We start from the raw sequence: 11,998 nt of genomic DNA, 5'->3' as shown, positions 1-11,998 counted from the left end.
TGCAGAAAGCCTGGGAGGAGGCATCATGCTGGAACTGAGAAACGTGACGAAGACGGTCGGGGCGACGGAGCATATACGCGACGTGTCGCTGACGCTTCAGCACGGCTCGCTCAATGTCCTTCTCGGGCCGACGCTTTCCGGCAAGACCAGCCTGATGCGGCTGATGGCCGGCCTTGATGTGCCGACATCCGGCTCGGTCTGGTTCGATGGCAAGGATGTCACCGGCATCCCGGTGCAGAAGCGCAACGTCGCCATGGTCTACCAGCAGTTCATCAATTATCCGGCGATGACCGTCTACGAGAACATCGCCTCGCCGCTGAGGGTGGCCGGGACCGAGCGGGCAAAGATCGACAAGGAGGTGCGCAGTGCGGCAGCCCTTCTCAAGCTGACGCCCTATCTCGACCGCACGCCGCTCAGCCTCTCCGGTGGCCAGCAGCAGCGCACCGCGCTGGCGCGCGCCATCGTCAAGAACGCCAGCCTCGTGCTGCTCGATGAGCCGCTCGCCAACCTCGACTACAAGCTGCGCGAGGAGCTGCGCGCTGAATTGCCGAAAATCTTCGCGGCGACCGGCACCATTTTCGTCTACGCCACTACGGAGCCGCACGAAGCCTTGCTGCTCGGCGGCAACACGGCGACGCTTTCCGAAGGCGGGATCACTCAGTTCGGCCCGACGATCGACGTCTTCCGCAGGCCGAACGACCTCGTCACGGCCAAGACATTCGCCGATCCGCCGCTCAACACGATCGTGCTGAAGAAGAGCGGTTCGAGCTTCCTTCTTGATGGTGGGGTGAAGCTTCCGGTGCCGGCTGAACTCGCCGGTATTGCCGATACGAGCTACACGATCGGCTTCCAGCCTCACCATCTCTCTCTTGCTCGGCCGAGCCCGTCGGCGGTTCCGGTGAGAGCCAAGGTGTCGGTCACCGAAATCACCGGTTCTGAAAGCTTTGTGCATCTCGATTTCGCCGACGTCCGCTGGGTGATGCTGGAGCACGGCATCCTGGTGTTCGAACCGGACCAGACCATCGAGGTGTTCATCGACCCGCGGCACATCATGGTGTTCGACGCGAACGGCCGCTCGGCCGCGCCGCCACAGATGCTGGCGGCTTGAGGGAGGAGGGCACATGGCGCGCATCGACTGCAACCACATCCGCCACGCGTACGGGCCGCATCCGAAGTCGGACAAGGACTATGCGCTGAAGGAGGTGCATCACGCCTTCGAGGATGGCGGCGCCTATGCGCTGCTGGGGCCGTCGGGCTGCGGCAAGACCACGCTGCTCAACATCATTTCCGGCCTGTTGTACCCCTCGCATGGCGAGCTTCTGTTCGACGGCAAGGACGTGACCAATCTGTCGACGCAGGAGCGCAACATCGCGCAGGTGTTCCAGTTCCCGGTCATCTACGACACCATGACCGTCTACGATAATCTGGCCTTCCCGCTGCGCAACCGCGGCGTTCCAGAACCCGACGTCGACCGCAAGGTGCGCGAAACGCTGGAAATGACGGGGTTGGCCGATATGGCCAAGAGAAAGGCGAGGGGGCTGACCGCCGACCAGAAGCAGAAGATCTCGCTCGGACGCGGGCTGGTGCGCTCCGATGTCAACGCGATCCTGTTCGACGAACCGCTGACCGTAATCGACCCGCACATGAAGTGGGTGCTGCGCTCGCAGTTGAAGCAGCTGCACAGGCGCTTCGGTTTCACCATGGTCTATGTCACGCACGACCAGACCGAGGCGCTCACCTTCGCCGAAAACGTCGTCGTCATGTATGAGGGCGAAATCGTGCAGATCGGCTCTCCGGCCGAGCTGTTCGAGCGTCCCAAGCACACATTCGTCGGCTATTTCATCGGCTCGCCGGGCATGAACGTCATGCCGGTCGCGGTCGAAGGCAGGAATGCGCGGCTCGGCAGCCAGACAATCGAATTGCCTGGCGCGCCAAAGGCTGGAACCTCAGGCGTGATCGAGCTCGGCATCCGCCCCGAATATGTCAGGCTTGGCGCTAGCGGCATGCCGGTTGCAATCCGGAAGGTCGAGGATATCGGCCGCCACAAGGTGGTGCGCGCCAGTTTCGAAGGCCGCGACATAGCGGCGATCGTCGGCGAGGACGAGGACATTCCCGCCGATCCGAAGATCGCTTTCGACCCGGCCGGCATCAACATCTATGCCGATTCCTGGCGCGTCGAGATCGGAGGCTGAGCATGGAAAGGACCTGGAACAACAAGGCTTGGTTCATGGTGCTGCCGGTGCTCTTGCTGGTGGCTTTCTCGGCGATCATCCCGCTGATGACGGTCGTGAATTATTCGGTGCAAGACACTTTCGGCAACAACGTCTTCTTCTGGGCGGGCTCGGAATGGTTCGAAGAAATCCTGCATTCCGACCGTTTTTGGGAAGCGATGGGCCGCAACCTGGTGTTCTCGGCCATCATCCTCATCATCGAGATTCCGCTCGGCATCTTCATTGCGCTCAACATGCCGAAGAAGGGCTGGGGCGTTCCGGTCTGCCTGGTGCTGATGGCGTTGCCGCTGCTCATCCCGTGGAACGTCGTCGGCACGATCTGGCAGGTGTTCGGCCGCGTCGACATCGGTCTACTCGGATATTCGCTGCGGGCGCTCGGCTTCGACTACAACTACGTCAACGACCCGTTCGACGCCTGGGTCACCGTCATCGTCATGGACGTCTGGCACTGGACGAGCCTGGTGGTCCTGCTCTGCTACGCAGGGTTGGTCTCGATCCCCGACGCCTATTACCAGGCGGCGAAGATCGACGGGGCGTCGCGCTGGGCGATCTTCCGCTATATCCAGTTGCCCAAGATGAACCGTGTGCTGCTGATCGCGGTTCTGCTGCGCTTCATGGACAGTTTCATGATCTACACCGAGCCGTTCGTCGTCACCGGCGGCGGGCCCGGCAACACCACCACTTTCTTGTCGATCGACCTGGTGAAGCTGGCCATCGGAGAGTTCAACCTCGGTGAGGCGGCGGCCATGTCGATCGTCTATTTCCTGATTATCATGCTCCTGTCCTGGGTGTTCTACACCGTCATGACAGCCTACGACGCGGAGCGGTGAAATGGCACACCTCGACGAAACCACGGCCAACGAACGAACGCTGATGCGGCAAACCCCCGCTACAGCGGAAGCGCAGACGGCGAACGCCAGGCTGGCACGCAAGATGCGGCGGCGGGGTGAGGAGTCACGGTTCTGGTGGCTGGTGCCAACGATCTACATCATCTTCCTGATGTTGCCGATCTACTGGCTGGTCAACATGAGCTTCAAGAACAACCAGGAGATTCTCGGCGCCTTCTCGCTTTGGCCGAGAAACCCGACGCTTGCTAACTACGCGGTCATTTTCAATGATCCGTCCTGGTACAGGGGCTACATCAACTCCATCATCTATGTGGTTATGAACACGGTGATTTCGGTCGCCGTGGCGCTTCCGGCAGCATATGCCTTCTCGCGCTACCGTTTTCTCGGCGACAAGCACCTGTTCTTCTGGCTGCTCACCAACCGCATGGCGCCGCCGGCGGTGTTCGCGCTGCCGTTCTTCCAGCTCTATTCGGCTTTCGGCCTAATCGACACGCACATCGCGGTGGCGCTGGCGCACTGCCTGTTCAACGTGCCGCTGGCGGTCTGGATTCTTGAAGGCTTCATGTCGGGCGTGCCGAAGGAAATCGACGAGACCGCCTATATCGACGGCTATTCCTTCCCACGCTTCTTCCTGAGGATATTCATGCCGCTGATCGCGAGCGGTGTAGGCGTGGCCTGCTTCTTCTGCTTCATGTTCTCGTGGGTCGAACTGCTGATCGCGCGGACGTTGACCACGACCGCCGCCAAGCCGATCGCCGCGATCATGACGCGCACCGTCTCGGCCTCGGGCCTCGACTGGGGCGTGCTGGCCGCAGCCGGCGTGCTCACCATCCTTCCGGGCGCGCTCGTGATCTGGTTCGTCCGCAACTACATCGCCAAAGGCTTTGCCTTGGGGAGGGTGTGATGAAACGAACGCAAGAGTTCATACGCAACACCATCGCCAAGGGCTTTGCCCTGGGAGGGATGTGACATGAATCTCACCTGGATGGCATGGACGTTGCCGACGGCGATCTTTTTCATCACGATCCTGGCGCTGCTCTGCGGCATGGCGATCTGGGAGTACGTCTCGCCGGGCGGCAGTCCGCGGGTCGGCGTGCTGCGGTTCGAGACAACGCGCGGCGACCGTCTCTTTCTATCGCTGCTTGGCAGCGCCTTTATCCATCTCGCTTGGCTGGGTCTTGTCGGACCCAACCTGTGGTGGGCTCTCGCTCTCTCCGTGGTCTACGCCATCGGCGTGTTCCGCTACGTATAGAGGGGGAAACTGTTGGAGCGGCCGCGTGCCGGCGGCTGCTCCGATCGCACTTGAAACTGAAACAGTGGAGGAAACACATGAGACGGCAATTTTTGACATCAACGACTGCGCTTGTCCTGTTGCTCGGGGCAGGCAACGCCTATGCCGGAATGGACGAAGCCAAGGCGTTTCTCGACGCCGAGATCAAGGACATGTCGACGCTCGATCGCGCTGCCCAGGAAGCCGAGATGCAGTGGTTCATCGATGCCGCAAAACCCTTTGCGGGCATGGACATCAAGGTCGTCTCGGAAACCATCACGACGCACGAGTACGAATCGAAGACGCTGGCCAAGGCGTTCGCCGACATAACCGGCATCAAGATCACGCATGATCTGATCGGCGAAGGCGATGTCGTCGAGAAGCTGCAGACGCAGATGCAGTCGGGCGAAAACGTCTATGATGCCTATGTCAACGACTCCGACCTGATCGGCACCCATTGGCGCTACCAGCAGGCGCGCAGCCTGACCGACTGGATGGCGAACGAGGGCAAGGACGTCACCAACCCGAACCTCGATCTCGCCGACTTCATCGGCACCAAGTTCACGACGGCTCCGGACGGCGATCTTTATCAGCTGCCCGACCAGCAGTTCGCGAACCTCTACTGGTTCCGCTACGACTGGTTCAACGACGAGAAGAACAAGGCGGACTTCAAGGCGAAGTACGGCTACGACCTCGGCGTGCCGGTCAACTGGTCAGCCTATGAGGACATCGCCGAATTCTTCACCGGCCGCGAGATCGACGGCAAGAAGGTCTACGGCCACATGGACTACGGCAAGAAGGACCCGTCGCTCGGCTGGCGCTTCACCGATGCCTGGCTTTCGATGGCCGGCAATGGCGACAAGGGGCTGCCGAACGGTCTTCCGGTCGACGAATGGGGCATCAAGGTCGACGAGAAGTCGCGGCCGGTCGGCTCCTGCGTGGCTCGGGGCGGCGACACCAACGGTCCGGCGTCGGTCTATGCCATCCAGAAATATCTCGACTGGATGAAGGCCTACGCTCCGGCCGCGGCCCAGGGCATGACCTTCTCGGAATCCGGACCGGTGCCGGCGCAGGGCGAAATTGCCCAGCAGATGTTCATGTACACGGCCTTCACCGCCGATATGGTGAAGGACGGCCTTCCCGTCGTGAACAAGGACGGTACGCCGAAATGGCGCTTCGCTCCGTCGCCGCATGGCGTCTACTGGAAGGACGGCATGAAGCTCGGCTACCAGGACGTTGGTTCCTGGACGCTCCTCAAGTCGACGCCTGATGACCGCGCCAAGGCAGCCTGGCTTTACGCGCAGTTCGTCACCTCGAAGACAGTCGACGTGAAGAAAAGCCATGTCGGCCTGACGCTGATCCGCGAGAGCACGATCCAGCACAAGAGCTTCACGGACCGCGCCCCGAAGCTCGGCGGCCTGATCGAGTTCTACCGCTCGCCGGCCCGCGTCCAGTGGTCGCCGACGGGTACGAACGTTCCTGACTATCCGAAGCTGGCACAGCTTTGGTGGCAGGCGATCGGCGACGCCTCGTCGGGTGCCAAAACCCCGCAGGAGGCGATGGACTCGCTCTGCGCCGAGCAGGAAAAGGTGCTTGAGCGCCTCGAGCGCGCCGGCGTGCAGGGCGACATCGGACCGAAGCTCGCCGAGGAAAAGACCCTCGAAGAGTGGAACGCTGATGCCGTCTCCAAAGGCAATCTCGCGCCGCAGCTGAAGATCGAGCCGGAGAAGGACAAGGCACAGACCATCAACTACGACGAGCTGGTCAAGAGCTGGAGCAACTGAGCATCGATCCGGGCGTTCGCGCCCGCATCGCTACAATCGGGGGAGGCGGCATCGTGCCGTCTCCCCTGTTTGCGCCAAGGGAGTGGGGCTGAGGGAGTGAGAATGAGTGGCTTTATCCTTGCAATTGACCAGGGAACGACATCGAGCCGGGCGATCTTGTTCGATCCCGAAATGAAGGTCGTAGGCAGCGGGCAGAAGGAATTTACCCAGCATTATCCGGCTTCCGGCTGGGTCGAGCACGATCCGGAGGAAATCTGGTCGAGTGTCGTGGCGACGGTGAAGGCTGCGATGAACAGCGCCGGCCGCGATGCGTCGGATGTCGCGGCGATCGGCATTACCAACCAGCGCGAGACCGTCGTCATCTGGGACAGGGCGACCGGCAAGCCGATCCATAACGCGATTGTCTGGCAAGACCGCCGCACCGCGCCGCTGTGCCAGAAATTGAAGAAGCAGGGGCTGGAGAAGAAGTTCACCAGAAAGACCGGCCTGCTGCTCGATCCCTATTTCTCCGGCACCAAGATCGCCTGGATGCTGGACAGGGTGAAGGGCGCGAGGAAACGCGCCGCCAAGGGCGAATTGCTGGCCGGCACTATCGACAGCTTTCTGATCTGGCGGCTGACCGGCGGCAAGGTTCACGCTACCGATGCCACCAATGCCTCGCGAACGCTGGTCTACAACATCGAAAAGAATGCCTGGGACGACGAGCTTCTGGCCATTCTCGGCATACCGGGAAAAATGCTGCCGCAGGTGAAGGATTGCGCTGACGACTATGGAATCACAGAGAAAAGCCTGTTCGGCGCAGAGATAAGAATCCTCGGCGTGGCTGGCGACCAGCATGCGGCGACCATCGGCCAGGCCTGTTTCGAGCCGGGCATGATGAAGTCCACCTATGGCACCGGCTGCTTCGCGCTGCTCAACACCGGCAGCGATCTGGTGCGCTCGAAGAACCGGTTGTTGACGACCATTGCCTACAGGCTGAACGGCAAGACCACTTATGCGCTGGAAGGCTCGATCTTCATCGCTGGTGCGGCCGTGCAATGGCTGCGCGACGGCATCAAGGTGATCGGCAAGGCCGAGCAGAGCGGCGTGCTGGCGGCGAGCGCCGACCCGACTCAAGAGGTGTATCTAGTGCCGGCCTTCGTTGGGCTTGGCGCGCCGCATTGGGACGCCGAGGCGCGCGGCGCCATCTTCGGGCTGACCCGGAATTCGGGCCCGGCCGAATTTGCCCGTGCCGCATTGGAATCCGTGGCCTTCCAGACGCGTGACCTGCTCGACGCGATGCGCAAGGACTGGAAGGGCTCGTCAGCGAAGACCGTTCTCAGGGTCGATGGCGGGATGGTGGCGTCGAACTGGACCTTGCAGCGGCTGGCCGACATCCTCGATGCGCCGGTCGACCGTCCGACCATCCTGGAGACGACGGCGCTTGGCGCGGCATGGCTGGCCGGCTCGAAGGCGGGTGTCTGGCCGAAGACAAGGGAATTCGCCAAGAGCTGGGCGCTCGAACGGCGGTTTCAGCCGGATATGAATGTTTCGGTCCGTTCCGCAAAACTCGCCGGCTGGCGCGACGCCGTGCGCAGGACGCTGAGCACGATTTAGATTTCGCGCACCAAAAGAGCCTGCGCCGGTGCCGGCGCAGGCTCTTCAACCATCTTTGTTCAACTCTGCCCGGCGTATCAATAGGGCGAGATGCACTGCCGGCGGGGGCCGTAGTAGGGCTGATACGTGTTGTCATACGCCCGGTAGGATCTGTAGCGGCTGTAGCACCACTCCACGTGTGAACCGCCTCGATAGACGGGGCGGTACTGGTTGTTGATGATCGCGCCGGTGATCAGGGCGCCGGTGGCGAAGGCCGCCAGCGGGAACCAGTAGTCGTTGTAGCGACGATAGCCGGGGCGATAATAGCGATAGCCGCGATAGCCGCGCCAATACCTGAAATCGTCACCGGCGAAACGACGAAAATCGCGGCGGGAAAAATCGCGACGGGCAAAATCGCGACGGAAATCACGGCGGAAGTCGCCGCGGCGGAAGTCGCGACGGAAATCGCGGCGTGAAAAATCGCGATCGCCGTCGAAACGCCTCCAACGCCTGTGGTCGACGGTCTGGACATCCGACGAGACATTCTGGCCTAGCGGCACGTAGATGGGCTGGGCGTTGACGGGCACGATCTCTGCTACAGCGAATGACGCTGACAGCGCGGTCGCCAGCAAGCCCGACATGATCCTGTTCATGGTCTTCTCCTTGAACGCGTCGTCCCTTGTGCCGATAAAAACGGGCAGGTTGCGCAATTGTTCCGCGAGAAATAGCAAGCTGCTGATTTGTAATGCATCTCGGCTTTCGTGCGAGACAGCCACGCCGATCTTGTCGACACGGTTTGCGAGGCGTCAGGAGACCGCGAAAAGCCCGGCTTGCAAGCCCTCTTTTTCCGGTTGACCGGTCGCGGCACTCTCCCTATGTTCCGCGCAATTTCGAGGGCGGCATTCTGAGCCCGCGGGAGCGCGTAGCTCAGCCGGTAGAGCAACTGACTTTTAATCAGTAGGTCCAGGGTTCGAATCCCTGCGCGCTCACCATTTTTTCACGGTCCATTCTGGACACATAGGTTACGGTTTATACCGGAGACATGGGTAACACTTTTGGCCCGAAAGGGTTTTGGAGTGGTTCGAGCCTGCATGTCTCATCGTCGAAATATCCCAGATCATAGTCCACGAAGCTGACCAGCCAGATATGGTCCTCGACCTGTTTGATGCCGACGGTCTGGCCGGCGAAGACCTGGCTGAGGTTGATCTTTTTGCGATTGTAGCAGATGCGCCCGCAGGTGGTGACGGTGACGGCCTTGTCGTGGAACGGATAATCGAGGTCAGGCAGGCCAGTGTAGGTGTGCGGAGACGGCGCGTAGTGCTGTGCCGGACAGTCCATGCCGAGCGCTTGGTGCGGCCGCTCATTGTTGAAGCCGTCGATGAAGTCATCGAACTTGGCCTGCTGCTGCAGGAAGTTAGCGCCGGCCGGTTTGGTGGTCTCCAGCTTCAGCGTCAGATGCATGCGTTCATGGCGGCCGTTCTGTTGCGGGTTGCCCGGTTTGATACGCTCGATGGCGATGCCGAGCCTGAGCCACCAGACCGACAGCCTGGAAAGATTGAAGAGAGCATTGGGGCTTGCGAAGGGCACACCGTTATCCGTTCTGATCGCCCCGGGCAGGCCGAACTCCTTGAAAGCGTTCTCGAACACGGTGAAGGCATAGGCCTCCTTGGTCGTGTGGAGCGCCTCGCAGGCCAGGAGATAGCGACTGGCGAAGTCGCTGATCGTCAGCGGATAGCAATAGCGCCGATCGGCAAGCATGAACTCGCCCTTGTAGTCGGCACACCACAGATCGTTGGGCCGGCAGGTATGGGAGAGCGCCGTTCCCTGCGCTCGGTTGCGTCGTCGCTTGCGGCGCTTGACCAGGCCGTGGCGGTCCAGAACTGCATGCACCGTTGAGATCGCTGGGGTGTGGACGTCCGGGTAGGGCCGGGCTAGCCGCTCCCTGATCTTCGGCGCTCCCCAGCTGGGCTTGTCCTGCTTGGCACGCACAATCAGCTTCTCGATTTGGAAAGGAAGCTGATTGGCGTGCCGGTAAGGTCGGCGCGAGCGATCCGTCAGCCCTTCCAGCCCGCTGTCATTGTAGCGCTTGAGGATCTTATAGCCGGTCTTGCGCGAGATGCCGAAATCCCGGCACAGCACCGCCATCTTCTCTCCATCCAGAACCCGCGCGACGAACTTCAGCCGCTCATCCATTTGGCTACACTCCTTCCAAGGCACCCTTGCTCTCCTTGCAAAGGGCCGAAAGTGTAACCCATGTCTCCGGAATGAACTGTCACCCATCTCTCGGGAAGGGCACACGTGGGACACCAATATGTTAGCGTTTTGGCTGCTGGAGCAGAGCCGGAACCTGTGCGACTGTTGCGACCCGTGCGACTGCAAAAAGCCGCACGAGCCGTTCGCTTCCTGTTCCCCGTCTAAAGCGAGGTGCTTTATGACGCCTTGGGTTTTCTAGCGGCGTCGAGCCAGGTTCTTCAAGAATCGCCCCGATTACACCACCGAGACATTCCCGCCGGCGTGGCGCTCCAGCCGGCCGGCGAGGTCGAGTTCCAGCAGCACCATGAAAACCTGGGCGGGATGCAGGCCGGTGTGGCGGATGATTTCGTCGACCGCCACCGGCGTTGGGCCAAGCGCTTCGATGACGCGGGCGCGGTCGTCTTCGCCGGGTGGCGGTGTTGCCGAAAAGTCGGGCGGCTCTCCAAGTGGCGGCGTCCTTGGCGCCAGTGCGCCGACCAGCGGCGCGATCGCACCGGTAATTTCCGATGCTTCGGTGACCAGGGTGGCGCCGTCCTTGAGCAAGGCGTTGGTGCCGGCGGCGCGCGGATCGAGCGGCGAGCCGGGGACGGCGAAGACCAGCCGGCCCATCTCGCCGGCAAGCCTGGCGCTGATCAGCGAGCCGGAGCGTTGCGCCGCCTCGACCACGACCAGCCCCAATGCAGCACCCGCGACGAGGCGGTTGCGGCGCGGAAAATCCTGGGCGCGTGGCTGCCATCCAAACGGCATCTCTGAAATGATGGCGCCGCCGCGCTCGGCAATCTCGTTACAGAGTTCGGCATTCTCGGGCGGGTAGGGCAGGTCGAGGCCGCCGGCCAGCACGCCGATCGTGCCGGTCGCAAGGCTGCCCTGATGTGCTGCCGTGTCGATGCCGCGCGCCAGACCGGAGACGATGCCGTAGCCGTCGCGGCCGAGTTCGGCGGCGAGCGTTCGCGCCATCTTGATGCCGGCCAGCGAGGCGTTGCGGGCGCCGACGATGGCGACTGCCGGTAGCCGAAACACCGCGCCTTCGCCTTTGACCGCGAGCAGCGGCGGCGGATGGTCCATGCTTTTCATCAGCGGTGGATAGTCGGCTTCGCCGATGCCGACGAAGCGGGCGCCGGCGCACCGGGCTGTCTCCACTTCCGCCTCGGCCTCCGCAATCGACGGGATGCGGACGATCTTTCTGGCGCCTCCCGAAATCATCAGCTCGGGCAGCATCTCGAGCGCCGTCTCGGCCGAGCCGAAACGGTTGATCAGGTCGCGAAAGGTGGCCGGGCCGACATTCGGCGTGCGGATCAAACGAAGCCAGCTCAACCGCTGCCGGTCGCTGAGCCGCGGCCCGGCGGCGCGCTGGCTCACTCCCTGGCTCCGATCTTGCCCTCGGTGCCGGCCAGCAGCCGCGTGATGTTGGCGCGGTGTTTTATGATGACGATCAGGCTCATCAGCGCGAACAGCCCGGCAATCTCAGGCGTGCTGAGGACATAGAGCGCGATCGGCACGACGACTGCTGCCGTCAGCGCCGCCAGCGAGGAATAGCGGAACAAGAAAGCGACGGCCAGCCAGACGACGGCGAAGATCAGTGCCACCTGCCAGGCCAATGCAATCAGCACGCCGAGATAGGTGGCGACCCCCTTGCCGCCCTTGAAACCGAGCCAGACCGGAAACAGATGGCCGAAAAAGGCGCCGAGGCCGGCCCAGGGCCCGAGCTCCGGTGCAAAGCGACCGGCGATCAGCACGGCCGCCGTGCCTTTCAGCGCGTCGAGCAGCAGCGTGGCGGCGGCCAGGCCCTTGTTGCCGGTGCGCAGCACATTGGTGGCGCCGATATTGCCGGAGCCGATATTGCGGACGTCGCCAAGACCGGCGGCACGGGTGATCAGGAGCCCGAACGGGATCGAGCCGAGCAGATAGCCGAACACCAGCGCCAAGACGATGCCGTAAGCCATTGTTCCCCCAGATATGCCCTAAAGCGCGTCGCGTTTGACCCGCCTCAGCGACGCGCTTTAGGTTACTGTTTTATGCATGTCGTTATCGCAAAAC

11 protein-coding genes and 1 tRNA gene are annotated in these 11,998 nt (G+C 62.1%); 8 read left to right on the top strand and 4 right to left on the bottom strand.

What is annotated here, in order from left to right:
• Positions 1-25 precede the first annotated feature (25 nt).
• The 7 genes from CIT31_RS22450 (at position 26) to glpK (ending at position 7,729) form a co-directional block, all read left to right on the top strand.
• The gene (locus CIT31_RS22450) at positions 26-1,108 is read left to right on the top strand and encodes an ABC transporter ATP-binding protein (protein WP_095520554.1); all 1,083 of its coding nucleotides are present in this window, start codon (positions 26-28) and stop codon (positions 1,106-1,108) included.
• Between the two features lie 13 nt (positions 1,109-1,121).
• Complete coding sequence (locus CIT31_RS22445) at positions 1,122-2,192, top strand: ABC transporter ATP-binding protein (protein WP_095520420.1); 1,071 nt, start codon at positions 1,122-1,124, stop codon at positions 2,190-2,192.
• 2 nt (positions 2,193-2,194) lie between these two features.
• On the top strand, positions 2,195-3,061 hold the full coding sequence (locus CIT31_RS22440) for a carbohydrate ABC transporter permease (RefSeq protein ID WP_095520419.1): 867 nt from the start codon (positions 2,195-2,197) through the stop codon (positions 3,059-3,061).
• A gap of 43 nt (positions 3,062-3,104) precedes the next feature.
• Entirely contained in the window at positions 3,105-3,983 is an 879-nt protein-coding gene (locus CIT31_RS22435) for a carbohydrate ABC transporter permease (RefSeq protein WP_425350640.1), read from the top strand.
• Positions 3,984-4,049: 66 nt separating this feature from the next.
• Positions 4,050-4,331 carry a DUF2160 domain-containing protein gene (locus CIT31_RS22430; protein WP_065009557.1) on the top strand — a complete coding sequence of 94 codons (282 nt, stop codon included), beginning with the start codon at positions 4,050-4,052 and terminating at the stop codon, positions 4,329-4,331.
• A gap of 77 nt (positions 4,332-4,408) precedes the next feature.
• Entirely contained in the window at positions 4,409-6,133 is a 1,725-nt protein-coding gene (locus tag CIT31_RS22425; protein WP_095520418.1) for an ABC transporter substrate-binding protein, read from the top strand.
• A gap of 102 nt (positions 6,134-6,235) precedes the next feature.
• Positions 6,236-7,729 carry a glycerol kinase GlpK gene (gene glpK / locus CIT31_RS22420; RefSeq protein ID WP_095520417.1) on the top strand — a complete coding sequence of 498 codons (1,494 nt, stop codon included), beginning with the start codon at positions 6,236-6,238 and terminating at the stop codon, positions 7,727-7,729.
• Between the two features lie 77 nt (positions 7,730-7,806).
• Here the strand turns inward: glpK and CIT31_RS22415 are convergent, their stop codons facing one another.
• Positions 7,807-8,361 (bottom strand): BA14K family protein, encoded by a 555-nt coding sequence (locus CIT31_RS22415; protein ID WP_065009644.1) that lies wholly within the window; start codon positions 8,359-8,361, stop codon positions 7,807-7,809.
• A gap of 263 nt (positions 8,362-8,624) precedes the next feature.
• Between CIT31_RS22415 and CIT31_RS22410 the strand changes: the two genes are divergently transcribed.
• Positions 8,625-8,700: transfer RNA gene (locus CIT31_RS22410), tRNA-Lys, on the top strand.
• A gap of 37 nt (positions 8,701-8,737) precedes the next feature.
• Here CIT31_RS22410 and CIT31_RS22405 read toward each other — a convergent pair.
• The 3 genes from CIT31_RS22405 to plsY all read right to left on the bottom strand — a co-directional run bounded on the left by CIT31_RS22405 (position 8,738) and on the right by plsY (position 11,904).
• On the bottom strand, positions 8,738-9,925 hold the full coding sequence (locus tag CIT31_RS22405) for an integrase core domain-containing protein (RefSeq protein WP_425350635.1): 1,188 nt from the start codon (positions 9,923-9,925) through the stop codon (positions 8,738-8,740).
• A gap of 270 nt (positions 9,926-10,195) precedes the next feature.
• The gene (dprA, locus tag CIT31_RS22400) at positions 10,196-11,320 is read right to left on the bottom strand and encodes a DNA-processing protein DprA (RefSeq protein WP_095520416.1); all 1,125 of its coding nucleotides are present in this window, start codon (positions 11,318-11,320) and stop codon (positions 10,196-10,198) included.
• On the bottom strand, positions 11,317-11,904 hold the full coding sequence (gene plsY / locus CIT31_RS22395; RefSeq protein ID WP_065009561.1) for a glycerol-3-phosphate 1-O-acyltransferase PlsY: 588 nt from the start codon (positions 11,902-11,904) through the stop codon (positions 11,317-11,319). The genes dprA and plsY overlap by 4 nt, the downstream gene beginning before the upstream one ends.
• Between the last annotated feature and the right edge of the window lie 94 nt (positions 11,905-11,998).

The organism is Mesorhizobium wenxiniae, assembly GCF_002284535.1.
In the GTDB taxonomy this organism is placed as follows: domain Bacteria; phylum Pseudomonadota; class Alphaproteobacteria; order Rhizobiales; family Rhizobiaceae; genus Mesorhizobium; species Mesorhizobium wenxiniae.
This window is presented reverse-complemented; position numbering and strand designations above follow the sequence as displayed.